Below are 25,762 nucleotides of genomic sequence, written 5' to 3'. Positions count from 1 at the left end.
CGGTCCAGTTGCTGTCGGCTGCAGGGGCCCCGGCGTTGGTGCTGGGGCCGGGTGGGTCCGCAGCCCGGTGGAGCGGGGTGCCGCAGCGCCCACCCGCCCCCTCGCTCTCGGCTTCGCTCGAGCGGGGGCCCCATCGCCCTCAGCGGCACGATGGCCCGCTGCTGGGGCGGCGCCCCCAGGCGCGGCCGCGACTCGGGGTCGCGCCTGGGGGCGGTTGTCCGTCCGGGCTCAGTCCTTGATCTCGCAGATCGCCGCGCCCGACGTCACCGACGCGCCGATCTCCGCGCTCAGGCCCTTGATCGTGCCCGACCTGTGCGCGTTCAGGGGCTGCTCCATCTTCATGGCCTCCAGGACGACGATCAGGTCGCCCTCCTCGACCTCCTGGCCCTCCTCCACGGCGACCTTGACGATGGTGCCCTGCATCGGGGAGGCGAGGGTGTCGCCGGAAGCCACCGGGCCCGACTTCTTCGCCGCGCGGCGCTTGGGCTTGGCGCCCGCCGCGAGACCCGTCCGGGCCAGGGACATGCCCAGCGACGACGGCAGGGAGACCTCGAGCCGCTTGCCGCCGACCTCGACGACGACCGTCTCGCGGCCCGGCTCCTCGTCCGCCTCCGCATCGGCCGGTGCGGTGAACGGCTTGATCTCGTTGACGAACTCCGTCTCGATCCAGCGGGTGTGCACCGTGAACGGGTCGGACGAGTCCGTGAGCTCGGGCGCGAACGCCGGGTCCTTCACCACCGCACGGTGGAACGGGATCGCCGTCGCCATGCCCTCGACCTGGAACTCCTCCAGCGCACGGGCGGCCCGCTGCAGGGCCTCCTTGCGCGTGCGGCCGGTGACGATCAGCTTGGCCAGCAGGGAGTCCCACGCCGGGCCGATGACCGAACCGGACTCCACGCCCGCGTCCAGACGGACGCCCGGGCCGGACGGCGGGGCGAACGTCGTGACCGTGCCGGGAGCCGGGAGGAAGTTGCGGCCCGGGTCCTCGCCGTTGATGCGGAACTCGAAGGAGTGGCCGCGCAGCTCCGGGTCGCCGTAGCCGAGCTCCTCGCCGTCGGCGATACGGAACATCTCGCGCACGAGGTCGATGCCGGCGACCTCCTCGGTGACCGGGTGCTCCACCTGGAGACGGGTGTTGACCTCCAGGAAGGAGATCGTGCCGTCGAGGCCGACGAGGAACTCGACCGTGCCGGCGCCGACGTAGCCGGCCTCCTTCAGGATCGCCTTGGAGGCGGAGTACAGCTGCTCCACCTGCGCGTCGGACAGGAAGGGGGCCGGGGCCTCCTCCACCAGCTTCTGGTGCCGGCGCTGGAGGGAGCAGTCACGGGTGGAGACGACGACCACGTTGCCGTGGGTGTCGGCCAGGCACTGGGTCTCCACGTGCCGCGGCTTGTCCAGGTACCGCTCGACGAAGCACTCGCCCCGGCCGAAGGCGGCGACGGCCTCACGGACCGCCGAGTCGTACAGCTCCGGCACCTCTTCGAGGGTGCGCGCGACCTTCAGACCACGACCGCCACCACCGAAGGCGGCCTTGATGGCGATGGGCAGGCCGTGCTCCTCGGCGAACGCGACGACCTCGTCGGCACCGGACACCGGGTCGGGCGTACCGGCCACCAGCGGGGCACCCGCGCGCTGCGCGATGTGCCGGGCGGCGACCTTGTCGCCGAGGTCGCGGATCGCCTGCGGCGGCGGGCCGATCCAGATCAGGCCCGCGTCCAGGACCGCCTGCGCGAACTCGGCGTTCTCCGAGAGGAAGCCGTAGCCGGGGTGGATCGCGTCCGCGCCCGACTCGCGGGCGGCCTTCAGCACCTTCTCGATGTCGAGGTAGCTGGTGCCCGGCGTGTCACCGCCCAGGGCGAACGCCTCATCCGCGGCGCGGACATGCAGAGCGTCCCGGTCCGGGTCGGCGTAGACGGCCACGCTCGCGATACCGGCATCCCGGCAGGCCCGGGCCACGCGGACAGCGATTTCGCCACGGTTGGCGATGAGCACCTTGCGCACGATTGAGGCTCCCTCCTTGAAACAAGCCGAGTTTAGGGACAGCCGACACGACACTTCGACCCGTCCCCAGTGGTGAGCTTGCCCACACGGAGCGTGATGCGAGGCTCGCTCGACCCGCGAAATCCCTTGTCGCACCGCGGTACGCAGTACTCCTCCGGGAAACCCTAGCCCTCTCCTGTGGTCAAGGTCTCTGTCATCACGTGCTGCGGGCCACTCTGTTTCTTTGTGGAGTCCCTACGAATGGCCCAATGATTCTTTGCCACCCGCCGGACCCTTGTCCCCTCGTTTACCGGTTAGTAGCGTTCGCGATGTCTCGCACGTACGAGGTAAGAGGGTGGGCCCGGTGATACGCAGGCCGGTGGCGTGTGTCGTGGCGGTGGTGCTGTTCTCCGAGGCGTTCGGCGTCGCGGCGCTCAACTGGTTCCTGGGGGTCGTCGTCGACCGGCAGGACATGTCGCTCGCCGGGCTGGACCCGCACATGATGTCGGTGTCCTCGAAGATCGGCGGGATCGCCTTCGGCCTCTACTTCGCCCTGTGCGGCCTGGTCGCGCTGCTCGTCGCGCTGCGGGACCAGCCCCCGGCGGGCTTCGGACGCGTGCTGCTGATCAGCGCGGCCGTCGTGCACGGACTGCTGGGCGCGTTCACCTGGGGCCTCGTCGGCTGGCCCGCATTCCTGTTCATGGTGCTGGTGCTCGCCCTGGTCGTGCTGCTGCTGATGACGTACGACCGCCCGGCCGAGCCCGTCGACGCCCCGCCCGCAGGCGGGAAGAGCGGCGACGGGCCCCCGGTCACTTCTCCGCCGGCGCCCACAACTCCGTGATGCCGACGCCCAGTTCGGCCAGCAGCCGCCGGACCAGGGGCAGGCTGATGCCGATGACGTTGCCGTGGTCGCCGTCGATGCCGTCGATGAACGGGGCCGAGCGGCCGTCCAGCGTGAACGCCCCGGCGACGTAGAGGGGTTCGCCGGAGGCCACGTAGGCGGCGATCTCCTCGTCGGTGGGATCGCCGAAGTGGACGACCGTGGAGGCGGTGGCGGACACGTAGCGGCCGGTGAGCGTGTCGTAGACGCAGTGGCCGGTCTGGAGGGTGCCGGCCCGGCCGCGCATCGACTTCCAGCGGGCGGTCGCCTCCTCGGCGTCCGCGGGCTTGCCGAGAGCCTGGCCGTCCAGGTCGAGCACCGAGTCGCAGCCGATCACGAGCGCGCCCTTGGCCTGCGGCCGGGCCGCCACGACGGACGCCTTCGCCTCGGCCAGGGCGAGCGCCAGCTCGGCGGGGGTGGGGGCGGTGACGGCGTCCTCGTCGACGCCGCTCACGATGACCTCGGGGGCGAGACCGGCCTGGCGGAGCAGTCCGAGCCGGGCGGGGGACTGGGAGGCGAGGACGAGTCGGCGACGCGGCTGATCTGTCATGCGTTCAGCGTATCGGCGTCACCCCGGGCGTCTCACCTCACGCCGATCACGATCATCGCCAGGATCATGGCCAGGGCCAGGAGAACGCTCAGCCGCCGCAGCATGTCCTGCATGTCACGCAGTTCTTCGGGCGGCTCGTTCTCGGGGTCGGACCACAGCATGACACCAGCGTGCGGCTTCCCGGGGCGGGGCGCCTGAGTAGGGGTACTCAAATCGGCGCCCCGCGTTGTTCACAGGGGCGCGGTTCCCCGCGCCCCTGAGGTAGCCGGTCTCACCCCGGCCAATAGGTGCGGCCCCATGCCGCCGGCCCCGGCTGGGGCAGGCGGTGGGCCGCGATGCGGGACGGGTCGGACCAGGAGTCGCGGGTGGCCGGCGCGCCGGGCGGCGTCGCCGCTGCCGCCGCGGCGCGGGCCCTGACCACCGCCAGGGCGGCGGCCAGCTCCTCCGGGGTCGGGTTGCCCCGTACGACCTTGATCGTCATGTGGGCCTCCTGGGCTCGCTGCGGGTTAGAGGGGGATGTTGCCGTGCTTCTTCGGAGGCAGGGATTCCCGCTTCGTACGCAGTTGACGCAGACCCCGTACGACGTGCCGGCGGGTCTCGGACGGCAGGATCACGGCGTCGATGTAGCCGCGCTCGGCCGCGACATAGGGGTTGAGCAGGGCGTCCTCGTACTCCTGGATCAGCCGCGCCCGGACCGCCTCCAGGTCCTCCCCGCCCGCCTCCGCCTCGGCCAGGGTGCGGCGGTGCAGGATGTTGACCGCGCCCTGAGCGCCCATGACGGCGATCTGTGCGGTGGGCCAGGCGAGGTTGAGGTCGGCGCCCAGGTGCTTGGAGCCCATGACGTCGTAGGCGCCGCCGAAGGCCTTGCGGGTGATGACCGTGATGAGCGGGACGGTCGCCTCGGCGTAGGCGTAGATCAGCTTGGCGCCGCGGCGGATGATGCCGTCGTGCTCCTGGTCGACGCCGGGCAGGAAGCCGGGCACGTCGACGAAGGTGATGACCGGGACGTTGAACGCGTCGCAGGTCCGCACGAAGCGGGCGGCCTTCTCACTGGCCTTGATGTCCAGGCAGCCGGCGAACTGCATCGGCTGGTTGGCGACGATGCCCACCGGGTGGCCCTCGACCCGGCCGAAGCCGGTGACGATGTTCGGCGCGTACAGCGGCTGGGTCTCGAAGAACTCGGCGTCGTCCAGGACGTGCTCGATCACGGCGTGCATGTCGTACGGCTGGTTCGCGCTGTCCGGGACGATCGTGTCCAGCTCGCGGTCCTCGTCGGTGACCTCGAGGTCGGCCTCCTCCGGGAAGGCCGGTGCCTCGGAGAGGTTGTTGGACGGCAGGTACGACAGCAGCTGCTTGATGTACTCGATGGCGTCCTTCTCGTCGCCCGCCATGTGGTGGGCCACTCCGGAGGTCGCGTTGTGCGTCCTGGCGCCGCCCAGCTCCTCGAAGCCGACGTCCTCGCCGGTGACGGTCTTGATGACGTCGGGGCCGGTGATGAACATGTGCGAGGTCTGGTCGACCATGACGGTGAAGTCGGTGATGGCGGGCGAGTAGACAGCCCCGCCCGCGCACGGCCCGACGACCAGGCTGATCTGCGGGATCACGCCGGAGGCATGGGTGTTGCGGCGGAAGATCTCGCCGTACGCGCCCAGCGACGCCACACCCTCCTGGATGCGGGCGCCACCGGAGTCGTTGATCCCGATGACCGGGCAGCCGGTCTTCAGGGCGAAGTCCATGACCTTGACGATCTTCTGGCCGTAGACCTCGCCGAGGGCTCCGCCGAAGACGGTGAAGTCCTGGGAGAACACGGCGACCGGACGGCCGTCGACGGTGCCGTACCCGGTGACGACCCCGTCGCCGTACGGGCGGTTCTTGTCGAGGCCGAAGTTGGTGGAGCGGTGCCGGGCGAACTCGTCGAGTTCGACGAAGGAGCCCTCGTCGAGCAGGAGCTCGACTCGCTCACGGGCCGTCAGTTTGCCCTTGGCGTGCTGCTTCTCGACGGCACGAGCGGAGCCGGCGTGTGTCGCTTCCTCGATGCGTCGCTTCAGATCCGCGAGCTTGCCCGCGGTCGTGTGAATGTCGGGCTGCTGCTGCTCTTCCGGCTCGGACATCGGGATGCGGCTCCCTGCCTGCTCAAAAGGGGGGACGGTTACTCATCCGTAGACTAGTGGGGTGCCTCCGCATCGGCAGTGCGGCGTTTACCACACCTAGGGTGGCTTGCATGACGCCGCGAGATGCATCAGAGCCGAACGGAAGCCGTTGGTCGGACCTGGACCGTCCGCCCCTCAATGTCACCGCCCTGCGCCGGGGCCTGGTGCGGCAGGGAGGGCTGTGGTCGGAGGTGGACGTGGTGCAGCGCACCGGCTCCACCAACTCCGATCTGGTGGCCCGGGCGGCGAAGGGCGAGGTGACCGAGGGCGCGGTGCTGATCGCCGAGGAGCAGACGGCGGCCCGCGGCCGCCTCGACCGGCAGTGGACGGCACCGCCCCGCTCCGGCCTCTTCTTCTCCGTCCTGCTCACGCCGAGCGAGGTGCCGGTGGCGCGGTGGGGTTGGCTGCCGCTGCTCACAGGGGTCGCGGTGGCGACGGGGCTGTCGCGCGCGGCGGGCGTGGACACGGCCCTGAAGTGGCCGAACGATCTGCTGGTCACGGTGGGGGGAGCGGAACGCAAGGCCGGCGGGATCCTGGCCGAAGGGGCCGGCGACGGCGGGGTCGTCATCGGGGTCGGCATCAACGTCTCCCTCAGGGACGACGAGCTGCCCGTGCCGACGGCGGGTTCGCTGGGGCTGGCCGGGGCGGTGAGCACGGACCGGGATCCGCTGCTGCGGGGTGTGCTGCGGTCGCTGGAGGACTGGTACGGCAAGTGGCGTGCGGCCGCGGGCGACCCGGGCGTGTGCGGGTTGCACGAGGCATATGCGGCAGGCTGCGCGACGCTCGGCCGGATGGTCCGGGCGGAGCTGCCGGGGGATCGGGCCGTGGTGGGGGAAGCGGTGGCCGTGGACGGGGACGGGCGCCTGGTCCTGGCGACGGGGGAGGGCGTGCAGCAGCCGGTCGGGGCGGGGGACATCGTGCACCTGCGCCCTGCCTGACAGCAGCCCAGGTGCCTCCAGCCCGTCCGGCGATCGAGGACGAGGCCGTTCAGGCCGACAGCGGGGGCTGGGGGCGCCAGCCCGCAGGAGCCTCGGAATCGACACCGAGTGTCAAGGGAACGCCGGGCACAATCCCTCGGCCGGACCTGACGGAGTGAGCTGGCGCACACCTGCCGTAGAGTTGAGGCCGGTCGATACATGACCGTGACAGATCGGAAGGGCAACACGCGTGACCGTCGACGACTCGGGTTCCGGCGAGGACGCGCAGGGCGCCGACTCCGGCGAGGATCCGCTCGCCCTGCGCCTCGAAGGGCTCATCCTGGGCGCCGAGCGCCGTTACACCCCGTTTCAGGCGGCTCGCAGCGCCGGTGTCTCCATGGAGCTGGCCTCCCGCTTCTGGCGGGCCATGGGCTTCGCCGACATCGGCCAGGCCAAGGCCCTCACGGAGGCCGACGTACTCGCGCTGCGGCGCCTGGCCGGCCTCGTCGAGGCGGGGCTGCTGAGCGAGGCGATGGCCGTACAGGTGGCCCGGTCCACAGGACAGACCACCGCGCGGCTCGCCGAGTGGCAGATCGACTCCTTCCTTGAGGGGCTGACCGAGCCGCCCGAGCCGGGCATGACGCGCACCGAGGTGACGTACCCGATCGTCGAGTTGCTCCTGCCCGAGCTGGAGGAGTTCCTGGTCTACGTCTGGCGCCGGCAGCTCGCCGCCTCGGCCGGACGGGTCGTGCAGGCGGCCGACGACGAGGAGATGGTCGACCGGCGCCTCGCCGTCGGCTTCGCCGACCTGGTCGGGTTCACCCGGCTGACCCGCCGCATGGAGGAGGAGGAGCTCGGCGAGCTGGTCGAGGCCTTCGAGACCACGGCCGCCGACCTGGTGGCCGCCAACGGCGGGCGGCTGATCAAGACCCTCGGCGACGAGGTGCTGTACGCCGCCGACGACGCGGGCACGGCCGCCGAGATCGCCCTGCGTCTGATCGAGACCATGGCGCACGACGAGACGATGCCGGAACTGCGGGTCGGCATGGCGTTCGGCACGGTGACCACCCGTATGGGTGATGTGTTCGGTACGACCGTGAACCTGGCCTCCCGGCTCACCTCGATAGCTCCCAAGGACGCCGTCCTCGTCGACACCGCCTTCGCCGAGGAGCTGATCCGTACGCAGGACGCCCCGGCCTCGGAGGCGGAGGCCGCCGAGGAGGCCGCGACGGCGGAGAAGGAGGGCGAGGAGCCCCCGGTGTACCGGTTCGGGCTCCAGCCGATGTGGCAGCGGCCGGTGCGTGGACTGGGCGTCGTGGAGCCGTGGCTGCTCACGCGGCGGGACGGCGCGCCGTAGCCGGACGCCCGTGGGGCGTCACCGGCGGCCGGCCGGCGAGTCCACGCAGAGGCCGATGACCGGCACGCACAGGCCCGGGTCGTGCGGCTTCTTCGGCTCCTCGGGCTCGGGTGCCGGGGCCGGTGTGGTCCGGCTCGGCGGCGCGGGCGGGGACGGGGCCGGGCGCGGGGCGCCGCCCGAGGCCGTCGGCGCCGGGGCCGGGGCCGTGGTGTTCGGCGGGTCGGGGATGGTCGTGGGGGCGGGGCCGGTGGCCGTGGAGGTCACGGGGGTGCCCGTCGTGGTGGACGGGGACGGCCGTGTCACCTTGGTGGCCGGGGACGGGGCCGGGCCGCCCAGGGCCGTGGGTGACGAGGGGCTCACGTCGGGGGCGGCCGGGAGGGCCGTGGCGGTGTGGGTGGCGTCGTCCGTGGCGGTGCCGGCCGGGTCCGGGCGGGGCCCGGCCTCGACGGTGCCGGCGTCGGTGCCCGGGCCGGAGGTCAGGCGCAGGAGGCTCAGGGCGCCCGTGGCCAGGGCGAGGCCGCCGGCGGCGAGCAGGACCTTGCGGGTCCGCGGCTTGCGGTGACGGCCCCGGACACGGGGAGCGAAGGGGCCGGTTTCGGCCGGGGCCGCCTCGCCCGGCGCGGGCGGCTCACGCCGGCGGGGTGCCGTGGCGGCACTGGTGTCCTCTGGCGGCTTCGCCGGCGTGTTCGTCGTCCTCACGGCCCCTCCCGAAACGGTCCCTCCCCGAAAGCACCCGCGCCCCCTGTGCGCCGTGGCGGACGCACGCTATGCGCTCCCATGGGCGGTTGGGTCGGGGTTGGGGTGATGTCACTCGAACGGGTGGGCGGGGGTGGTGGGAAACCGGACGCGTCCGCCCTTTCGCGGGTGGGGTGCGGCTGCGATGATCGGAGCGTCGACCTTGTTAACCCGCGTTAACCGGAGGGTGTCATGAGTGAGGAACGGTTCGGGGAGTTCGTGCTGGTGCGGCGGCATGAGCAGGGGCACGTCGCGGAGCTCGTCCTCGACCGGCCCAAGGCCATGAACGCGGTGTCGACGGAGATGGCGCGGTCCATCGCCGGGGCCTGTGCGGCGCTGGGGGAGGACCGGGACGTACGGGTGGTGGTGCTGACCTCGACGCATGAGCGGGCGTTCTGCGTCGGGGCCGATCTGAAGGAGCGGAACTCGTTCAGCGACGCCGATCTGGTGCGGCAGCGGCCGGTGACGCGGGGGGCGTACACCGGGGTGCTGGAGCTGCCGGTGCCGACGGTGGCGGCGGTGCACGGGTTCGCGCTCGGGGGCGGGTTCGAGCTGGCGCTGGCGTGTGACGTGATCGTGGCGGACCGGACGGCCGTGGTGGGGCTGCCCGAGGTGTCGGTCGGGGTGATCCCCGGGGGCGGGGGTACGCAATTGCTGCCGCGGCGGGTCGGGGCGGCCCGGGCGGCCGAGCTGATCTTCTCCGCGCGGCGGGTGGAAGCCGCGGAGGCGGGGGAGTTGCGGCTGGTCGACCAGGTGGTGGAGGAGGGGCGGGACCGGGAGGAGGCGCTGGCGCTGGCGGGCCGGATCGCCGGGAACTCGCCGGTGGGATTGCGGGCGGCGAAGCGGGCGTTGCGGCTCGGGCAGGGGCTGGATCTGCGGGCCGGGCTCGAGGTCGAGGACGCGGCATGGCGGGCCACGGCGTTCTCGGGGGACCGGGCGGAGGGTGTCGCGGCGTTCAACGAGCGGCGCAAGCCGCAGTGGCCGGGGGAGTAGGGGCCTGAGCAGGTCCGGGCCGAACGAGTCGTCCCCGTTCGCGTCGTAAACAGGTCAGTCTGGCTGGAAACTCCCTAGCCTGGAGTGATGGGTGAGGACAGACGGCTGGCGGCCGTCGTCGCGTTGGCTCAGGGGATGGCGGCCGCGCACGGGTCGCGTGAGGCCTGGCGTGCCGCGGCCACCGGGGCGTGCCGGGCGCTGGGTGGGAGCTTCGCCGCGCTGTCGGTGTGGGAGCGGGAGCTCGGGCGGCTGAGGGTCCTCGTGAACGTCGGTGAGCTGGCAGAGGGGGAGGAGGAGTTCCCGGAGGACGAGGCCTACCCGGTCCACCAGTTCGCGGAGATCACCGAGTTCCTGCACGAGCAGTGGGCCGGTGGCGGGGAGCCGGACGCGTGGGTGGAGACCGCCGAGGGGCCCGCGGCCGGGCGGCCCGGGTACTGCCATCAGCGGGTGGCCGCCCTGCGGCGCCGGGGCCGCGGCTGCTGCGTGGTCGCGCCCATCGTGCTGCACGGGCGGGCCTGGGGCGAGCTGTACGTCGCCCGGCCGGCCGGCGAGGCCGTCTTCGGGCGGGGCGACGCCGACTTCGCCACCGTCCTGGCCTCCGTCGTGGCCGCCGGCATCGCCCAGACCGAGCGGCTGGAGGAGGCCCGGCGGCTCGCCTTCACCGACTCCCTCACCGGCCTGGCCAACCGCCGTGCCGTGGACGTCCGCCTGGAGCGGGCGATCGAGCGGCACCGCGGCGACGGGGCCGTCGTCAGTCTCGTGGTCTGCGACCTGAACGGGCTCAAGCGGGTCAACGACACCCATGGGCACGCCGCCGGTGACCGGCTCCTGGAGCGGTTCGGCTCGGTGCTGTCGCTGTGCGGGGCGATGCTGCCGGGGGCACTGGCGGCGCGGCTCGGCGGGGACGAGTTCTGCCTGCTCGCGGTCGGGCCGTCCGCCGACCAGGTCGTGAAGGCGGCCAACGAACTGTGCCGCAGGGCCGCGGAGTTGGAGCTCGGGGACGGCGTGGCCTGCGGGGTCGCGTCCACTGAGGATCCGATCGGGCCCGTGCGCTCCGCCCGGCGGCTCTTCCGTCTCGCCGACGCCGCCCAGTACCGGGCCAAGGCCGAGCGGGCGAGCAGGCCGGTCGTGGCCGGACGGGCCGGACCCGACGATCCCGTCGTGCGGCTGGCGGACGAGCCGTCCACGGACGCGGGCGGTGAGCGCCGGAGGTTCCGGGGCCGGCACGCGCCCTGACTCCGGCCCGGGGCCGTGTGACGTAGTCGGTAAGGGGTGAACGCCGCCCCCAATGGTGACATCATCGAATTCACTGCGTACGCTCCTGAATATGGATATGCACACTGTGGTGGTGGGGACTTCCGGGGTGACGGCGTCCGACGTGCTCGCCGTGGCGCGCGGCGGCGCCCGCGTCGAGCTCTCCGAGGAGGCCGTGGCCGCCCTCGCCGCGGCCCGCGAGATCGTGGACGCGCTGGCGGCCAAGCCGGACCCCGTGTACGGCGTGAGCACCGGCTTCGGTGCCCTGGCGACCCGGCACATCAGCCCGGAGCTGCGCGCACAGCTCCAGCGCAACATCGTCCGCTCGCACGCCGCCGGAATGGGTCCGGCCGTGGAGCGGGAAGTCGTCCGCGCCCTGATGTTCCTCCGGCTCAAGACCGTCTGCTCCGGACACACCGGCGTGAGGCCCGAGGTCGCGCAGACCATGGCCGACCTCCTCAACGCCGGGATCACCCCGGTCGTGCACGAGTACGGCTCCCTCGGCTGCTCCGGCGACCTCGCGCCGCTGTCCCACTGCGCCCTCGCGCTCATGGGCGAGGGCGACGCCGAGGGCCCCGACGGCGTCGTACGCCCGGCCGCCGAACTCCTCGCCGCGCACGGCATCCAGCCCGTCGAACTGCGCGAGAAGGAAGGCCTCGCCCTCCTCAACGGCACCGACGGCATGCTCGGCATGCTGATCATGGCCCTGGCCGACCTGGACACGCTCTACCGGTCCGCCGACGTCACCGCCGCCCTGTCCCTGGAGGCCCTGCTCGGCACCGACAGGGTCCTCGCCCCCGAACTGCACGCCATCCGCCCGCACCCGGGGCAGGCCGCCAGCGCCGCCAACATGCTGGCCGTGCTGAAGGGTTCGGGCCTGACCGGGCACCACCAGGACGACGCCCCGCGCGTCCAGGACGCCTACTCGGTGCGCTGCGCCCCGCAGGTCGCCGGCGCCGGGCGGGACACCATGGCCCACGCCCGGCTGGTCGCCGACCGCGAGCTGGCGTCCGCCGTGGACAACCCGGTCGTGCTGCCCGACGGCCGGGTGGAGTCCAACGGCAACTTCCACGGGGCGCCCGTCGCCTACGTCCTGGACTTCCTCGCCGTCGCCGCCGCCGACCTCGGCTCCATCGCCGAGCGGCGCACCGACCGGCTGCTCGACAAGAACCGCAGCCACGGCCTGCCGCCGTTCCTCGCCGACGACGCCGGTGTGGACTCGGGCCTGATGATCGCTCAGTACACGCAGGCCGCGCTCGTGAGCGAACTCAAGCGGCTCGCCGTACCCGCGTCGGCCGACTCCATCCCGTCCTCCGCCATGCAGGAGGACCACGTCTCGATGGGCTGGTCGGCGGCGCGCAAGCTGCGCACGGCCGTCGACAACCTCACCCGCGTCCTCGCCATCGAGCTCTACGCCGCCACGCGCGCCGTCGAGTTGCGCGAGGGACTCACCCCGGCGCCCGCGACGCAGGCGGTCATCGACGCCGTACGGGAGGCGGGGGTCCAGGGTCCCGGACCGGACCGGTTCCTCGCGCCCGACCTCGCCGCGGCGGACGCGTTCGTGCGCGACGGGCGGCTGCTGGCCGCGGTGGAGAAGGTCACCGGGCCGCTCCAGTAGGGCAGGAGGGGCCCCGCCGTCCGGCGGGGCCCGGCGTCAACCGCCGTCAGAAACCGAGCCGTTCCCGCCGGACCGAGTACACGACGAACCCGGCGCCCAGCGTCAGGCAGCAGGTCCCGCCGATCACGTACGGCGTGCTGTCGAAGCTGCCGGTGTCGGCGAGACGGGTCCCGGTGACGGAGGCGTCCGCGGTCGTGGCCGCGATCCTCGCCTGCTCCGTGACCTGCGGCGACGGGCTCGTCGAGACCGCGTCTCTCACCGGGGTGTCCGACGCGTTCGCGGACGGGACGAACCACAGAGCGCCCAGCAGGGACGCTGCGGCGGTGGCGGTCAGCAACGGACGGCGAGCGGATGACACGGAATATCGATCCCCTTGTGGCGCTGGCGAATTGGCCGTGTGGGGCGATGTTAGTGAAAGTCGCGGGTCACGGGAAAGTCACAGGAGGACCTGGACGTACGCTCGCGCCATGAGCACTCCAGAGACATCACGTTTTGTACGGGTTCGGGTGGAAGTCGTTCTCGAGGTCGACGACGCGGACGCGGTCACCAAGGCCGCGCTGCGCAAGATCGCCGACGAGGCGGAGATGCCGGCGGCTGAACGGGCCCACGCCGAGGGCGCTGTGACGGAAGACACCGCGGAGGCCCTGGCGTACCTCGTGGACCCGTTCGACCTGGTCAGCCAGGTCCCGGGGGTGGAGCTCCAGCAGGCCTCCTGGAGCAGTGAACGGATCGACTACGACCCCGATTCGCCGGAGTGGGACCTCGACGAGGATGATGGCGAGGACAGCGACGGCTGAGCTGTTCGGGAAACTCGTGACCCCGGGCGGCAACCGCCGCCCGGGGTCTTCGCGTCTCAAGCGGCGCACCGACCGCACCCGTATCGACCGGCACCGTCCGTCACGGACGTGGTGATCCCCACACCTGCGCGACCTGGGGAACCGGACGAACCGGTCGTAGCGTTGAAAGTTCCGGACGAGGACTCACGGGTCCCGACGGGGGCACTCAGTTTTTCGACGGGGACACTCGGGGTTTTGGGGAAATCGGCAACGATGGAGAAGCGTGTGATGACGGTCAGTAAGCGGCGCAAGGGCCTGACGGTCGCGTCCGCACTGCTCGGCGGAGTGCTGATGCTCTCGGCGTGTTCCGGCGGCGACGACAACGCCTCCGGGAGCGACGGAGGCGACAGCTCGCAGTCGAAGGTCGACGAGGCCGCGGCGAAGAAGACCTCCGAGGCCCAGATCAAGATCACACCCGAGGACGGCTCCGACAACGCCTCCATCAACAACTCCGCCGCCGTCACCGTGAGCAAGGGCACGCTCACGGACGTGAAGATGACGACGTCGGAGGGCACCGAGGTCAGCGGTCAGATATCCGCCGACAAGACCAGCTGGAAGCCCACCACCCAGCTGGAGCGGTCCACCACCTACAAGCTGTCGGCCGAGGCGAAGGACTCCGACGGTCGCGTCGCCCACGAGAACGCCTCGTTCACCACGGTCTCCCCGGCCAACAGCTTCATCGGCAACTTCACCCCGGACGACGGCACCACCGTGGGCGTCGGCATGCCGGTCTCGATCAACTTCGACAAGGCGATCACCGACAAGGCGGCCGTGCAGAAGGGCATCAAGGTCAGCACGACCAGCGGCCAGGAGGTCGCCTGCCACTGGTTCAACGCCAACCGCATGGACTGCCGGCCCGAGGACTACTGGAAGGAAGGCTCCACCGTCACGCTGAAGCTCGCGCTCGACGGCGTCGAGGGAGCCAAGGGCGTCTTCGGCGTCCAGCAGAAGACGGTCACCTTCAAGATCGGCCGCAACCAGGTCTCGTACGTCGACGCGAAGACCAAGAAGATGAAGATCACGCAGGACGGCAAGGTCGTCCGCACGATCCCGATCTCCGCCGGCTCGCCCGAGAACAAGACCTACGAGGGCGTCATGGTGATGTCCGAAAAGTTCAAGGAGACGCGCATGAACGGCGCGACCGTGGGCTTCACGGACGACGACGGCAAGGGCGAGTACGACATCAAGGACGTGCCGCACGCCATCCGCCTCTCCAGCTCCGGCACGTTCATCCACGGCAACTACTGGGGCGCGAAGTCCATCTTCGGCAGCGTCAACACCAGCCACGGCTGTGTCGGCCTCCAGGACGCCAAGGGCGCCGACGACCCGAACACGCCGGGCGCGTGGTTCTACAACAACTCGATGATCGGTGACGTCGTGGTCGTCGAGAACACCGGCGACAAGACCATCGCGCCGGACAACGGCCTCAACGGCTGGAACATGAGCTGGGCCGACTGGAAGGCCGGTTCGGCGCTCTGACGATTCGCCGGCTCCACTGACGAAAGGCCGCCGCCCACCCCTCGTCCGGGGTGGGCGGCGGCCTTTCGTCTCTTCTCGTCCACCTCTTGTGCGCGGCTCCAACCGCGCGGTCGTGTAACGGAGTTCCGACGGCTGTGTAACAGTCGGCCGACGGAATTCTTACCTTCCTCTCATCTATTGAGCGCGTGATCACCCGTCGGCATACTGCGTATTCCGGGGGGTGTACGGGCATGCGTACGAGACCACCCCCGGCCGGGTGAACGGGGAATTCGCCCGGTTCTTCTGCAAGGGGGAAACTTGCGCAGACAAGTGAAAAGGGCGTACGCGGCCACGGTCGCCACAGCGGCGGCCGTGGCCCTGGCTGCGGGTATGACCAGCCCGGCATCGGCCAACGGCGAGCAGGCGGCAGCAGCCGCCAAGCCGGCGTCCCTGACCGCCAAGCACCGCATCACACTCATCACCGGCGACCGGGTCGTGCTGGACGCGAAGGGCCGTGTCATCGGCCTGGAGCACGCCAAGGGCCGGGAGAACATACCCGTCCAGGTCCGCAAGCTCGACGGCCACACCCTCGTCATCCCGGCCGACGCGGCCCGCCTGGTCGCCACCGGCAAGCTCGACCAGCGGCTCTTCGACGTCACCGAGCTGAACAAGTCCGCGACCCGCAAGGCCCAGAAGAAGGGCCTGAAGGTCATCGTGGGCTATCGGGGCAGCGCCGCGGCCACCAAGGCCGACGTCCGCGACGCCGGCACCCTGAGCCACGCGCTGAAGTCCGTGAACGCGGACGCGGTGCAGACGCCGCAGAAGGACACGCCCGAGCTGTGGGACGCGCTCACCAACGGCGAGAAGACCGCCTCCGGTATCGCGCACGTCTGGCTCGACGGCGTCCGTAAGGCCAGCCTCGACAAGTCCGTCCCGCAGATCGGCGCCCCCAAGGCGTGGGCAGCCGGATACGACGGCAAGGGCGTCAAGATCGCCGTCCTGGACACCGGTGTCGACGCCACCCACGAGGACCTCAAGGGTCAGGTGATCGGCGCCAAGAACTTCACCACCTCGCCCGACACCTCCGACAAGGTCGGCCACGGCACGCACGTCGCCTCCATCGCGGCCGGCACCGGCAAGAAGTCCGGCGGCAAGTACAAGGGTGTCGCGCCCGGCGCGAAGATCCTCAATGGCAAGGTCCTCGACGACGGCGGATTCGGCAGCGACTCCGAGGTCCTCGCCGGCATGGAGTGGGCCGCCGCCGAGGGCGCCGACGTCATCAACATGAGCCTGGGCGGCGGCGACACGCCCGCGATCGACCCGCTGGAAGCGGCGGTGAACAAGCTGTCCGAGGAGAAGGGCGTCCTGTTCGCCATCGCGGCCGGCAACGAGGGCGACTTTGGCGAGCAGACCGTCGGCTCCCCGGGCAGTGCCGCCGCGGCCCTGACCGTCGGCGCGGTCGACGACAAGGACAAGCTGGCCGACTTCTCCAGCCGCGGTCCCGGCATGGACGGCGCCCTCAAGCCCGACGTGACCGCGCCCGGCGTGGACATCACCGCGGCCTCCGCCCCGGGCAACCAGATAGCCCAGGAGGTCGGCGAGAAGCCGGCCGGCTACATGACGATCTCCGGTACGTCGATGGCGACCCCGCACGTCGCGGGCGCGGCGGCGATCCTCAAGCAGCAGCACCCGGACTGGAAGTACGCCGAACTGAAGGGCGCCCTCACCGGCTCCACCAAGGGCGGCAAGTACACCCCCTTCGAGCAGGGTTCGGGCCGCATCCAGGTCGACCAGGCCATCAAGCAGTCCGTGGTCGCCGAGCCGGCGTCCGTGAGCTTCGGCGTCCAGCAGTGGCCGCACACCGACGACAAGCCGGTCACCAAGGAGCTGACGTACCGCAACCTCGGTACGAAGGACGTCACCCTGAAGCTGACGTCGACGGCCACCAACCCGAAGGGCCAGGCCGCCCCGGCCGGCTTCTTCAAGCTCGGCGCCACCTCGGTGACGGTCCCGGCGGGCGGCAAGGCCTCCGTGCCGTTCACCGTCAACACCAAGCTGGGCGGCACGGTCGACGGCGCGTACTCGGCGTACGTGACGGCGACGGGCGGCGGCCAGACCGTTCGCACGGCGGCGGCGGTGCAGCGCGAGGTCGAGTCGTACGACGTGACGCTGAAGTTCCTCGACCGCGACGGCAAGGCGGCGAAGTACTACAGCGCCGACCTCACCGGGATCGCGGGCCTGGCCAAGGGCAAGGAGGCCATGCCGTACGACGAGGACGGCACCGTCACCGCCCGGGTTCCCAAGGGCACCTACATCCTCAACACGAGCATCTACGCGGGCGACGACCCGGAGAAGTTCGAGGGCGCCGACTGGCTCGCGCAGCCCAAGCTGAACGTCACCAAGAACACGACGATCACGCTGGACGCCCGCAAGGCCAAGCCGGTGGACATCACCGTCCCGGCCACGGGCGTCAAGTCGGAGTTCGCCTCCGCCGACTACACGGTGGAAACCGATGACGGTGGCTACGGCTTCGGCTGGTGGCTGGACTCGTACGACAACTTCCGCACCGCCCACGTGGGCCCGCAGATCACCGACGGTTCGGTGACCCAGCAGTGGGACGGCCACTGGTCCAAGGGCGACAAGGAGGAGTACAACACCGTCGCCGGCGGCCCGGTCAAGCAGCTCGCCACCGGTTTCACCAAGCACTACAAGGCGAGCGAACTCGCCACGGTGAAGGTCGGCCTCGGCGCCGCGGCCGGCGGCAAGAAGGGCGCGCTCAACGCCGTCGGCTGGATGCCGTGGAGCTCCGGCGCTTCCTCGATCGGCATGCAGCAGACCCTGCCCGGCACCCGCACGCTCCACCTGTCCGCCCAGGGCGGCGTGAAGTGGCAGCTGGAGTTCAGCCAGTACGGCGGCGTGGACGCGGACGGCTTCCCGATCGACGAGGCCGCCTACACGCTGGGCACGCAGAAGTTCGCCGCCGGCAAGAGCTACTCCAAGACCGTCAACACGGCCGTCTTCGGACCGCGTCTGACCTCCGACTTCGGTGTCTTCCGCGAGGGCGACCAGATCTACGGTTCCCTGCCGCTGTTCGCCGACGGCAAGGGCAATGTGGGCTACTCGAAGTTCTCCGCGGTCAACACGACGCTCTACCGCAACGGCACCAAGGTCGGCAGCAACGACGACCCGCTGTTCGGCGAGAAGCAGTTCAAGGTCCCGGCCGGTGACGCCGAGTACAGGCTGACGACGTCGGTCAAGCGCAGTGTCAAGGTCGCGGCGGCTTCCACCCGCGTCGACGCCAGCTGGACGTTCCGCTCGAAGAAGACCAGCGACATCAAGCAGCTGCCCGCCTCCACGGCCCGCTTCCACGCGACCACGGGGCTGGACAGCAAGGTCCCGGCCGACAAGACCGTCAAGATCCCGGTCACCGTCGAGGGCGCGGCCAAGGGCAGCAACCTGAAGTCGCTGTCGGTGTACGTGTCGTACGACTACGGCCAGACCTGGAAGAAGCTCACCGTCAAGGACGGCAAGGTGAGCGTCAAGAACCCGGCGAAGGGGAAGGCCATCTCCTTCCACGCCAAGATCGCCGACAAGAAGGGCAACAAGTCGACGATCTCGATCTACAACGCGTACTACGGCAAGTAAGTCGTAGCGCGGGGCGCGTTGACGGCCCGTCGGGAGCTTCGGCTTCCGGCGGGCCTGCCGCGTCAGTAGGGTCCTCGCAGGACCGCCGCCGTGACCGCCATGATCACCGCCGGCACCCGGGCCGACGAGCAGCGGCGGCGTTTCGAGGAGCGCGCCTCGCGGTCCGTGAACGAGGTCCTCGCGGGCGTAGACGCGGCGGTCAAGCGGCTCGACCGCGGCGTGGCCCGGGAAGCCGAGAGCGCCCAGGGCGTCCTGCTCGAGTGATGAGGGAGGACCTCGGCATCGCCGACCGGGGCGCGGGTGTCTGAGGCGCGGGTGACTGAGACGTGGGTGTCCGAGGCGCGGCGCCTCTCACTCCGACGATGTCGAAGCCCTGGTGCCCGAGCGGGTCGCGTCCGCCCCCCAGCTCGCCAGCAGGCGCAGGGCCTCCGCCGAGGGTGTGCCCGGTTCCGCGTGGTACGTGATCAGGGACTGCTCGGCGTCGTCGACGAGGCGGAACGTCTCGAAGGACAGGGTCAGGTCGCCGGCCAGGGGGTGGCGCATGCGCTTGACGCCGTAGCTCTTCTCCTTGACGTCATGGGCGGCCCACAGGCGGCGGAACTCCTCGCTCTTCACCGACAGCTCGCCGATCAGCGCCGACAGCCGCGGGTCGTCCGGATGGCACCCCGCGTCCATGCGCAGGTAGCCGACCATGTCGGACGCCTTCTGCTCCCACTCCAGGTACAGCTCGCGGTACTCCGGCCGGAGGAACACCATCCGCGCCCAGTTCCGCTCCTGGGCCGGCACCTCCGCCCAGTCGCCGAAGAGGGCCGCGGCCATCCGGTTCCAGGCCAGGATGTCGGAGCGGCGACCGACGATGTACGCCGGGACGCCGTCGATCGAGTCCAGCAGGTGCCGCAGCGCCGGCCGCACCTGCTGGCTGCGCGCCACCGTCTTCTTCTTGTGCTGCTTCGGCTTCGCCAGATGCATCAGATGCGCGTGCTCGGCGTCACTCAGCCGCAGGGCCCGCGCGATCGCGTCCAGCACCTCCGCCGAGACGTTGCGGCCGTTGCCCTGCTCCAGCCGTGTGTAGTACGCCACGGACACCCCGGCCAACTGCGCCAGCTCCTCGCGGCGCAGCCCGGGCACGCGACGCCGTCCGAAGTCGGGCAGTCCCACGTCCTCGGGCTTCAGCCGGGCGCGGCGGGTGCGCAGGAACTCACTGAGCTCTGCGCGCCGGTCCAGGCCGCCACCGGCCGTCTGCGCGGGTTCGGGCTGTTCGTCCATGCCGTCCAGTATTCACGGTCGTACGCACACGAGCCTGACCCCGCCAGTGGTACGCACCGTGTGCGTACGCAAAAGCGTGGTCTGGGTGAGCGCTCGCGGATCGGGCACGCTGGTGATCGTGCCCGGCCGGAAGATCCAGAAGGCAGCCGGGCACACAACCCCCGCTAGGAGAACCCCCGGCATGACCACTGTTGCTGCGTACGCCGCTCCCGCTCCCAAGGCTCCGCTGGAGCGCACCACCATCGAGCGCCGCGAGGTCGGCGAGTTCGACGTCCTGATCGACATCAAGTTCGCCGGCATCTGTCACTCCGACATCCACCAGGCCCGCGAGGGCTGGGGCGAGGCGATCTTCCCGATGGTCCCCGGCCACGAGATAGCCGGTGTCGTCTCCGCGGTCGGCTCGGGCGTCACGAAGTTCGCCGTCGGCGACCGCGTGGGCGTCGGCTGCATGGTCGACTCCTGCCGCGAGTGCGAGAACTGCAAGGCCGGCCGGGAGCAGTACTGCGTGAAGGGCAACGTCCCGACGTACAACGGCATCGGCAAGGACGGCGAGCCCACCTACGGCGGCTACTCGCAGAGCGTCGTCGTCGACGAGAACTTCGCCGTCCGCATCCCCGACGGCCTGCCGCTCGACGTGGCGGCCCCGCTGCTGTGCGCCGGCATCACCCTCTACTCCCCGCTCAAGCGCTTCGGCGCCGGCCCCGGCAGGAAGGTCGCGATCGTCGGCCTGGGCGGCCTCGGCCACATGGGCGTGAAGATCGCCCACGCGCTCGGCGCCGAGGTGACCGTGCTGTCGCAGTCCCTGCGCAAGCAGGAGGACGGCCTGCGGCTGGGCGCGGACCACTACTACGCCACCAGCGACCCGAAGACCTTCGAGGAGCTGGCCGGAACGTTCGACCTGATCGTGTCCACGGTGTCCGCCCCGCTGGACTTCAACGCCTACCTGTCGCTGCTGAAGACCGAGGGCACGCTGGCGAACGTCGGCGCCCCCGAGGAGCCGATCGCCCTCAACCTGTTCTCGGTCATCGGCGGCGGCAAGACCCTCGCCGGTTCCATGATCGGCGGCATCGCGGAGACCCAGGAGATGCTGGACTTCTGCGCCGAGCACGGCCTCGGCGCCGAGATCGAGCTGATCCGCGGTGACCAGATCAACGAGGCGTACGAGCGGGTGCTCGCCAGCGACGTGCGCTACCGGTTCGTGATCGACACCGCGACGATCTGACCCCGTACGTCCATACGGCTGCCCTGAGGGTCCCGGCCGCGTGCCGGGGCCCTCAGGGCGTTCGTGATGCACGACGGCGTGCACGCGGGGTACCTGCGGGGTACAGGGGGGAGTGCACCAGAGGGGTTCGCCAGGTACGTCAGGGGAGGCCCACCATGACCGTGCAGCTGAACCACACCATCGTCGTCGCCCACGACAAACGCGCCTCGGCCCGGTTCCTCGCCGATCTCCTGGGGCTCGACGTGAGTCCGCCCTACGGCCCGTTCCTCCCGGTCGAGATCTCCAACGGCGTGACCCTCGACTTCATGGACAGCTCCGGAGCCATCTCGCCGCAGCATTACGCCTTCCTCGTCTCGGAGGACGAGTTCGACGAGATCCTGGGACGCGTCCAGAAGGCCGGCCTGACCTACTGGGCGGACCCGTTCCACAGCCGGCCCGGCGAGATCAACCACAACGACGGCGGCCGCGGAGCCTACTTCAACGACCCCGACGGCCACCGCCTGGAGATCATCACGCGGCCCTACGGCAGCGGCGGCTGAGCCGGCCGCACCCCGCTCGCTCGTCACATCGTCACGCCGCCGCGCGTCATACCGGCGAAGGCGTCATCACCCGATGAAGCCGACGAAGAGCTGACGAAGAGCTGACGAAGAGCTGGGGAGCAGTCATGACATCACCGATCCTGGTCACCGGCGGCACGGGCACCCTGGGCGGCCACGTCGTCCCGCTGCTGCGCGCCTCCGGCCACGACGTGCGGATCCTCACCCGGCACGCCCGCCCTGCCGCGGACGGCGTCGAGTACGTCACCGGCGACCTGCTGAAGGGCGAGGGTGTCGAGGCCGCCGTCGACGGCGCGGAGACCGTGCTGCACCTGGCGGGCGGCCCCAAGGGCGACGACGAGGCGACCCGCGCCCTGGTGCGCGCCGCGTCCCGGGCCGGCGTACGGCACCTGCTCTCCATCTCGGTCATCGGCGCCGACCGGGTGCCGCTGGCGTGGATGCGGACGAAGCGGGAGTCGGAGCGAGCCGTCGCCGAGTCGGGCATCCCGTGGACGACCCTGCGCGCGGCCCAGTTCCACGACCTCGCGTTCACCATGGTCGAGAAGATGGCGAAGCTGCCGGTGTTCCCGGTCCCCGGCGGCCTCCGGCTCCAGCCGGTCGACTCGCGCGAGGTCGCCGCCCGCCTCGCGGAACTGACCGCCGGTGCCCCGTCCGGCCTGGTCCCGGACCTGGCCGGGCCACACCTCTACGACCTCGCCGCCCTGGCCCGCCCCTACCTCCGCATGAGCGGCAGGCGCCGTCGCATGCTCCCGGTGCGCATCCCCGGGAAGGCGGGGCGGGCCTACCGGGCGGGGGCCAACCTGACGCCTGCCGGGGCGGAGACGGGGAAGCGGACGTGGGAGGAGTTCCTGGGGGAGAGGCTGGGCTAGGGGGTGTCCGCAAAGTCCCGCCTGCCCCGCGACGCCCGGCACGCTAGGGAGTGTCCGGCCTGCTGGGCCGGTCCTGGTCCTCGAAGGTCCACACCGCGCGGGACCCCGGGCCGACCACCAGGGCCGAGTGGCCGATCCGCTCCTCGTGCCGGTACGACACCGGCTGGTTCAGCGACATCTCCACCTGCCGGAGGCCCACCTGCTCCAGGGGCACGGAGTCGAACCGGATCGTGGTGCCGCCGCCCCTCGCGACGACGCCCCCACCCGGCAGGGCCCGGACGGCGAACCCGCCGGCCTTCAGCAACGGCACCGTGGCGGCGAGGTCGCCTGCGGTCACCGCGAGCCGGATGCCGGTCACGTCCCGCATCAGGTGGTCGCGGTAGGCGTCGGGCAGGTAGCGCTCCCGGCCCACGTCACCGGGGTGGGCGGCCGGCTCGGTGTTGCCGCGCGGATCGGCGAAGTACTCCGGCCGGTACTCCATTCCCCAGGCGCCGAAGAGGTCGTACTGGCCGGTGGTGAAGACGGCGTCGAACCAGGGCACGGGAACGCCGTCGCCGAAGTCGCGCGTCTGCCGGAACTCGACCGGTTCGGTGATCCCCGACGCGCGCAGCCGCTCGATCACCGTGGGCAGGTCCCCGGCACGCTCGGTCGACACTCCCATGCCGGCGGAGCCGAGGGTGCCGTCCTTGCCGTGCACATCACCCACCCCGAACAACTCGAGATAGGTCTCACGGCCCCGCAGATAGCGGCCGGTCCAGGTCTGCCCGCCCGAGCCGGTCGTGGTGCGGACCTGGAAGTCGGCGAAGTCCCGCAGATAGGAGGAGTGCTCGACGGCGTCCGCGGTCGCCCGGTCGAACACCCCGTAGGCGTGGTTGTAGAACAGCAGTTGCCGCCCGGCCGCCGGCTCGTTCTCCTCGGCCCCCGCCGTGCTCACTCCGCCCTGGACCGCCCCCGCGAGGGCCAGAGCGATGACCATGATCAGCTGTAACGCTCGTCCGAGAACCATGTGAGGGAGCGTAGAGCGGGAGGAAACGCTTCCGCTGTGGTTGCGCCCGCTACGGCGTCAGGTTTTGGTCAGTGGGGAGGCCGGTGGTGATGATGCCGGTGGTGACGCCGGTGGGGGCTCCTGCCCGCCCATGTCGAGGCGGAACGGCGGGTACTGGTCGGTCAGCAGCGCGGCGTAGGCCGTCACCCGGGCCGCCCAGCGGGCGAGGCCGATCAGGAAGTCGAAGAGGTGCCGCGGGTAGCGGGCGGTGAAGAGCAGGACGACGACGGCGACCAGGGAGAGGAAGGGCAGCAGCCCGCCGCCCCGCCAGTTGTCCCCGCTGCCCCAGCCGCCCCCGGCGAACATCGCGACGACGATGTACTGCGGGATCGCCAGCAGCCACCACTTCACCAGGACCAGTCCGCGGGACAGCCGCTCGGGATAGAGGACGTCGAAGCGCGCCGGGTAGTCGGGCACGTCGGCGAGGGTGAACGGCGGGTACCGGTCGGTGCCGAGCACTGTGTGCGCGTAATAGCCGACCCGCCAGTTCCAGCGGAGCACGCCCACGTTGAAGTCGAAGAGGGCACGCGGGTACCGGGCGGTGAACAGGATGGCGAAAAAGGCGATCACCGTCACGACGACGAACGCGATCCACAGGAACACCAGCACGATGTAGTGCGGGATGGCGAGCAGCCACTTCACCAGCCACATCCACCGGGACAGGCGGGGATCGACGGACGCCTCCAGCAGCACGGGTGACGCGGCGGCAGGAACCATGGGGCGGCACTCCTCTCGCTTGCAGACTCGCAACCGGGGAGAGGCCCCGCGACTTGGGCGGGGCCGTTCGCGCGCCCGGCCTTCCGGCTACCGGATCCTCAGGACGGGACGGCGGCGCCGGTGTCCGGCTCGTCGGTGCTCGCTTCGTCCGCCGGATCGGCGAGCTGCTCGCGCCCGTAGTTCCAGACCACCGCGATCAGCGCGGCGATCGGTACGGCGAGCAGGCTGCCCACGATGCCGGCCAGGCTGCCGCCCAGGGTCACCGCCAGCAGGATGACGGCCGCGTGCAGGCCGAGGCCACGGCTCTGGATCATGGGCTGGAAGACGTTGCCCTCCAGTTGCTGCACCACGACGATGATCGCCAGCACGATCAGCGCGTCCGTCAGCCCGTTGGAGACGAGCGCGATGAGTACCGCGACGAAGCCCGCGAACAGGGCGCCGATGATCGGCACGAAGGCCGAGACGAAGGTCAGCACGGCCAGCGGAAGCACCAGTGGCACGCCCAGGATCCACAGCCCCAGGCCGATCAGGACGGCGTCGAGCAGGCCGACGGCCGCCTGGGACCGCACGAAGGAGCCCAGGGTGTCCCAGCCGCGGGCGCACACGGCCGGCACATCGGTGGCGAGGCGGCCGGGCAGCTGGCGGGACAGCCACGGCAGGAACCGCGGGCCGTCCTTGAGGAAGAAGAACATCAGGAAGAGCGCGAGAACGGCGGTGACGACGCCGTTCACCACGGTGCTCACACCGGTGACGACAGCGCCCACCATGCTGCCGACGCCCTCCTGGGCGCGGGAGACCGCGCTGTCGAAGGCCTTGTTGATCTGCGCGTCCCCGATGTTCAACGGCGGCCCTGCGGCCCACTCGCGCAGCCGTTGGATGCCCTCCACGACACCGTCGGTCAGTTCCCCGGACTGGGACGCCACCGGCACGGCGATCAGCGCCACCACACCGGCGGCGATCAGGAGGAACAACACGGTCACGACCGACGCGGCCAGTGCGGGCGGCCACCCGCGCTTGCGCAGGAAGCGGGCCGCGGGCCAGGTCAGGGTGGTCAGCAGCAGCCCGACCACGAGCGGCCACACCACGGACCACATCCGGCCCAGAAGCCACAGAGCCACGGCGGACATGGCGAACACCAGCAGCAACTCGGCGGAAACCCGCGCGGTCGTTCGCAGCGCGGCACGGGATCTGTGGGAACTCAGGGGCGCAGTCACGCAGGCACCCTATTGGCTGCGCGCACGCCCGCAGCAGCCCCGTCCCCCGGAAGCGGGCCGTCAGCGCACGGTGTACCTGCCGAAGAGGTGCAATGCCGCTTTGATCCGAGCCCGCGTTCGGTCGTCCGGCTCCCCCGTGATCCGGACGAAGACGACGGACGAACCGGGGTCGTCCGCCACCAGCAGGGTCAGCGGGACCCGGCCCGACAGCGGGTAGCCGTACCAGCCGCCGGGCTTCTCCACGTCCGTGCCGGGCAGGGCGTTCTCGATGGCCTGCCAGTCCGAGTCGTCGAAGTCGTAGCCCGAGAACTCCGCGGCCGATTCGCACAGCGGCCGCAGATTCCCTCCGAAGATCCAGCCTCCGCCGAAGGTCGCAGCGGAGCTCGAAGGGTCACCCACCGGCCTGGGCCACACCGATCGGGCAGGACACCCCAGTGCCGCCGAGCCTGCGTTCCCATGTGACCCCGATCGCTCCCTGTTGTGCTGATGGCCTCGCCGA

25 protein-coding genes are annotated in these 25,762 nt (G+C 71.1%); 13 read left to right on the top strand and 12 right to left on the bottom strand.

All coding sequences use genetic code 11. The annotated features are described in order from the left end of the window. Positions 1-228: 228 nt before the first annotated feature. Positions 229-2,001 carry a biotin carboxylase N-terminal domain-containing protein gene (locus ACIRDU_RS16235; RefSeq protein WP_403579532.1) on the bottom strand — a complete coding sequence of 591 codons (1,773 nt, stop codon included), beginning with the start codon at positions 1,999-2,001 and terminating at the stop codon, positions 229-231. A gap of 343 nt (positions 2,002-2,344) precedes the next feature. On the opposite strand from ACIRDU_RS16235, the gene ACIRDU_RS16230 reads away from it, so the two are divergent. Then, on the top strand, positions 2,345-2,821 hold the full coding sequence (locus tag ACIRDU_RS16230; RefSeq protein WP_403579530.1) for a hypothetical protein: 477 nt from the start codon (positions 2,345-2,347) through the stop codon (positions 2,819-2,821). Here ACIRDU_RS16230 and ACIRDU_RS16225 read toward each other — a convergent pair. The 4 genes from ACIRDU_RS16225 to ACIRDU_RS16210 form a co-directional block, all read right to left on the bottom strand. Further along, positions 2,790-3,410: a Maf family protein gene (locus ACIRDU_RS16225; RefSeq protein ID WP_403579527.1), complete on the bottom strand. Its 621-nt coding sequence runs from the start codon at positions 3,408-3,410 to the stop codon at positions 2,790-2,792. The genes ACIRDU_RS16230 and ACIRDU_RS16225 overlap by 32 nt on opposite strands. A gap of 32 nt (positions 3,411-3,442) precedes the next feature. Further along, positions 3,443-3,571: a morphogenic membrane protein MmpB gene (mmpB, locus tag ACIRDU_RS16220; protein ID WP_403579524.1), complete on the bottom strand. Its 129-nt coding sequence runs from the start codon at positions 3,569-3,571 to the stop codon at positions 3,443-3,445. 110 nt (positions 3,572-3,681) lie between these two features. Continuing rightward, positions 3,682-3,891, bottom strand: coding sequence for an acyl-CoA carboxylase epsilon subunit (locus ACIRDU_RS16215; RefSeq protein WP_031132777.1), 210 nt, complete (start codon positions 3,889-3,891; stop codon positions 3,682-3,684). 25 nt (positions 3,892-3,916) lie between these two features. Then, on the bottom strand, positions 3,917-5,521 hold the full coding sequence (locus ACIRDU_RS16210) for an acyl-CoA carboxylase subunit beta (RefSeq protein WP_403579521.1): 1,605 nt from the start codon (positions 5,519-5,521) through the stop codon (positions 3,917-3,919). Between the two features lie 110 nt (positions 5,522-5,631). Between ACIRDU_RS16210 and ACIRDU_RS16205 the strand changes: the two genes are divergently transcribed. Together ACIRDU_RS16205 and ACIRDU_RS16200 are read left to right on the top strand one after the other, a co-directional pair. Beyond that, positions 5,632-6,498, top strand: coding sequence for a biotin--[acetyl-CoA-carboxylase] ligase (locus ACIRDU_RS16205; protein ID WP_403579519.1), 867 nt, complete (start codon positions 5,632-5,634; stop codon positions 6,496-6,498). A 229-nt stretch (positions 6,499-6,727) separates the two neighbouring features. Beyond that, a complete protein-coding gene (locus tag ACIRDU_RS16200) occupies positions 6,728-7,834 on the top strand; it encodes an adenylate/guanylate cyclase domain-containing protein (RefSeq protein ID WP_403579517.1) in 1,107 nt (368 codons plus the stop codon). Between the two features lie 18 nt (positions 7,835-7,852). Here ACIRDU_RS16200 and ACIRDU_RS16195 read toward each other — a convergent pair whose 3' ends face one another. Next, entirely contained in the window at positions 7,853-8,533 is a 681-nt protein-coding gene (locus tag ACIRDU_RS16195; RefSeq protein ID WP_403579514.1) for a hypothetical protein, read from the bottom strand. Positions 8,534-8,761: 228 nt separating this feature from the next. Between ACIRDU_RS16195 and ACIRDU_RS16190 the strand changes: the two genes are divergently transcribed. From ACIRDU_RS16190 to hutH, 3 genes are all read left to right on the top strand, one after another. Then, positions 8,762-9,562 carry an enoyl-CoA hydratase/isomerase family protein gene (locus tag ACIRDU_RS16190; protein WP_403579511.1) on the top strand — a complete coding sequence of 267 codons (801 nt, stop codon included), beginning with the start codon at positions 8,762-8,764 and terminating at the stop codon, positions 9,560-9,562. Positions 9,563-9,649: 87 nt separating this feature from the next. Beyond that, complete coding sequence (locus ACIRDU_RS16185) at positions 9,650-10,798, top strand: diguanylate cyclase domain-containing protein (RefSeq protein ID WP_403579508.1); 1,149 nt, start codon at positions 9,650-9,652, stop codon at positions 10,796-10,798. A gap of 97 nt (positions 10,799-10,895) precedes the next feature. Further along, positions 10,896-12,434 carry a histidine ammonia-lyase gene (gene hutH, locus ACIRDU_RS16180; protein WP_403580613.1) on the top strand — a complete coding sequence of 513 codons (1,539 nt, stop codon included), beginning with the start codon at positions 10,896-10,898 and terminating at the stop codon, positions 12,432-12,434. Positions 12,435-12,480: 46 nt separating this feature from the next. Here hutH and ACIRDU_RS16175 read toward each other — a convergent pair whose 3' ends face one another. Continuing rightward, positions 12,481-12,792, bottom strand: a complete 312-nt coding sequence (locus ACIRDU_RS16175) for a hypothetical protein (RefSeq protein ID WP_403579505.1) — start codon at positions 12,790-12,792, stop codon at positions 12,481-12,483. Positions 12,793-12,901: 109 nt separating this feature from the next. Here ACIRDU_RS16175 and ACIRDU_RS16170 point away from each other — a divergent pair, with 109 nt between their 5' ends. The 4 genes from ACIRDU_RS16170 to ACIRDU_RS16155 all read left to right on the top strand — a co-directional run bounded on the left by ACIRDU_RS16170 (position 12,902) and on the right by ACIRDU_RS16155 (position 18,637). After that, on the top strand, positions 12,902-13,231 hold the full coding sequence (locus ACIRDU_RS16170; protein ID WP_403579503.1) for a hypothetical protein: 330 nt from the start codon (positions 12,902-12,904) through the stop codon (positions 13,229-13,231). A 267-nt stretch (positions 13,232-13,498) separates the two neighbouring features. Next, positions 13,499-14,749 (top strand): Ig-like domain-containing protein, encoded by a 1,251-nt coding sequence (locus ACIRDU_RS16165; RefSeq protein ID WP_403579501.1) that lies wholly within the window; start codon positions 13,499-13,501, stop codon positions 14,747-14,749. A 309-nt stretch (positions 14,750-15,058) separates the two neighbouring features. Continuing rightward, a complete protein-coding gene (locus ACIRDU_RS16160) occupies positions 15,059-18,373 on the top strand; it encodes a S8 family peptidase (RefSeq protein ID WP_403580610.1) in 3,315 nt (1,104 codons plus the stop codon). Positions 18,374-18,463: 90 nt separating this feature from the next. After that, positions 18,464-18,637 carry a hypothetical protein gene (locus tag ACIRDU_RS16155; RefSeq protein ID WP_403579498.1) on the top strand — a complete coding sequence of 58 codons (174 nt, stop codon included), beginning with the start codon at positions 18,464-18,466 and terminating at the stop codon, positions 18,635-18,637. 87 nt (positions 18,638-18,724) lie between these two features. Here the strand turns inward: ACIRDU_RS16155 and ACIRDU_RS16150 are convergent, their stop codons facing one another. Further along, on the bottom strand, positions 18,725-19,639 hold the full coding sequence (locus tag ACIRDU_RS16150; protein WP_403579495.1) for a helix-turn-helix domain-containing protein: 915 nt from the start codon (positions 19,637-19,639) through the stop codon (positions 18,725-18,727). A 181-nt stretch (positions 19,640-19,820) separates the two neighbouring features. Here ACIRDU_RS16150 and ACIRDU_RS16145 point away from each other — a divergent pair, with 181 nt between their 5' ends. From ACIRDU_RS16145 to ACIRDU_RS16135, 3 genes are all read left to right on the top strand, one after another. Next, positions 19,821-20,861: an NAD(P)-dependent alcohol dehydrogenase gene (locus ACIRDU_RS16145; protein ID WP_403579492.1), complete on the top strand. Its 1,041-nt coding sequence runs from the start codon at positions 19,821-19,823 to the stop codon at positions 20,859-20,861. Between the two features lie 155 nt (positions 20,862-21,016). Next, positions 21,017-21,400 carry a VOC family protein gene (locus tag ACIRDU_RS16140; protein WP_403579489.1) on the top strand — a complete coding sequence of 128 codons (384 nt, stop codon included), beginning with the start codon at positions 21,017-21,019 and terminating at the stop codon, positions 21,398-21,400. 125 nt (positions 21,401-21,525) lie between these two features. Next, positions 21,526-22,287, top strand: a complete 762-nt coding sequence (locus ACIRDU_RS16135; RefSeq protein WP_403579487.1) for an SDR family oxidoreductase — start codon at positions 21,526-21,528, stop codon at positions 22,285-22,287. Positions 22,288-22,330: 43 nt separating this feature from the next. On the opposite strand, the gene ACIRDU_RS16130 is transcribed toward ACIRDU_RS16135, so the two are convergent. The 4 genes from ACIRDU_RS16130 to ACIRDU_RS16115 form a co-directional block, all read right to left on the bottom strand. After that, the gene (locus ACIRDU_RS16130; protein ID WP_403580607.1) at positions 22,331-23,269 is read right to left on the bottom strand and encodes a DUF5829 family protein; all 939 of its coding nucleotides are present in this window, start codon (positions 23,267-23,269) and stop codon (positions 22,331-22,333) included. An 81-nt stretch (positions 23,270-23,350) separates the two neighbouring features. After that, entirely contained in the window at positions 23,351-24,049 is a 699-nt protein-coding gene (locus ACIRDU_RS16125) for a DUF4389 domain-containing protein (RefSeq protein ID WP_403579484.1), read from the bottom strand. Positions 24,050-24,147: 98 nt separating this feature from the next. Continuing rightward, positions 24,148-25,263 carry an AI-2E family transporter gene (locus ACIRDU_RS16120; RefSeq protein ID WP_403579482.1) on the bottom strand — a complete coding sequence of 372 codons (1,116 nt, stop codon included), beginning with the start codon at positions 25,261-25,263 and terminating at the stop codon, positions 24,148-24,150. A 60-nt stretch (positions 25,264-25,323) separates the two neighbouring features. Then, positions 25,324-25,662 carry a hypothetical protein gene (locus ACIRDU_RS16115; RefSeq protein ID WP_403579480.1) on the bottom strand — a complete coding sequence of 113 codons (339 nt, stop codon included), beginning with the start codon at positions 25,660-25,662 and terminating at the stop codon, positions 25,324-25,326. Positions 25,663-25,762 lie beyond the last annotated feature (100 nt).

The sequence above is a fragment of the Streptomyces sp. NPDC093598 genome (assembly GCF_044764825.1).
GTDB lineage: Bacteria > Actinomycetota > Actinomycetes > Streptomycetales > Streptomycetaceae > Streptomyces.
Note: the sequence above shows the minus strand (reverse complement) of the source record. Positions and strands in the feature narration are given on the sequence as shown.

Bases quoted from the DNA above. Each gene is read 5' to 3' on its own strand.
- ACIRDU_RS16225 (WP_403579527.1), bottom strand. From the start codon at position 3,410: ATGACAGATCAGCCGCGTCGCCGACTCGTCCTCGCCTCCCAGTCCCCC.
- mmpB (WP_403579524.1), bottom strand. From the start codon at position 3,571: ATGCTGTGGTCCGACCCCGAGAACGAGCCGCCCGAAGAACTGCGTGAC.
- ACIRDU_RS16215 (WP_031132777.1), bottom strand. From the start codon at position 3,891: ATGACGATCAAGGTCGTACGGGGCAACCCGACCCCGGAGGAGCTGGCC.
- ACIRDU_RS16210 (WP_403579521.1), bottom strand. From the start codon at position 5,521: ATGTCCGAGCCGGAAGAGCAGCAGCAGCCCGACATTCACACGACCGCG.
- ACIRDU_RS16205 (WP_403579519.1), top strand. From the start codon at position 5,632: ATGACGCCGCGAGATGCATCAGAGCCGAACGGAAGCCGTTGGTCGGAC.
- ACIRDU_RS16190 (WP_403579511.1), top strand. From the start codon at position 8,762: ATGAGTGAGGAACGGTTCGGGGAGTTCGTGCTGGTGCGGCGGCATGAG.
- ACIRDU_RS16185 (WP_403579508.1), top strand. From the start codon at position 9,650: ATGGGTGAGGACAGACGGCTGGCGGCCGTCGTCGCGTTGGCTCAGGGG.
- hutH (WP_403580613.1), top strand. From the start codon at position 10,896: ATGCACACTGTGGTGGTGGGGACTTCCGGGGTGACGGCGTCCGACGTG.
- ACIRDU_RS16170 (WP_403579503.1), top strand. From the start codon at position 12,902: ATGAGCACTCCAGAGACATCACGTTTTGTACGGGTTCGGGTGGAAGTC.
- ACIRDU_RS16165 (WP_403579501.1), top strand. From the start codon at position 13,499: ATGACGGTCAGTAAGCGGCGCAAGGGCCTGACGGTCGCGTCCGCACTG.
- ACIRDU_RS16150 (WP_403579495.1), bottom strand. From the start codon at position 19,639: ATGGACGAACAGCCCGAACCCGCGCAGACGGCCGGTGGCGGCCTGGAC.
- ACIRDU_RS16145 (WP_403579492.1), top strand. From the start codon at position 19,821: ATGACCACTGTTGCTGCGTACGCCGCTCCCGCTCCCAAGGCTCCGCTG.
- ACIRDU_RS16140 (WP_403579489.1), top strand. From the start codon at position 21,017: ATGACCGTGCAGCTGAACCACACCATCGTCGTCGCCCACGACAAACGC.
- ACIRDU_RS16135 (WP_403579487.1), top strand. From the start codon at position 21,526: ATGACATCACCGATCCTGGTCACCGGCGGCACGGGCACCCTGGGCGGC.
- ACIRDU_RS16125 (WP_403579484.1), bottom strand. From the start codon at position 24,049: ATGGTTCCTGCCGCCGCGTCACCCGTGCTGCTGGAGGCGTCCGTCGAT.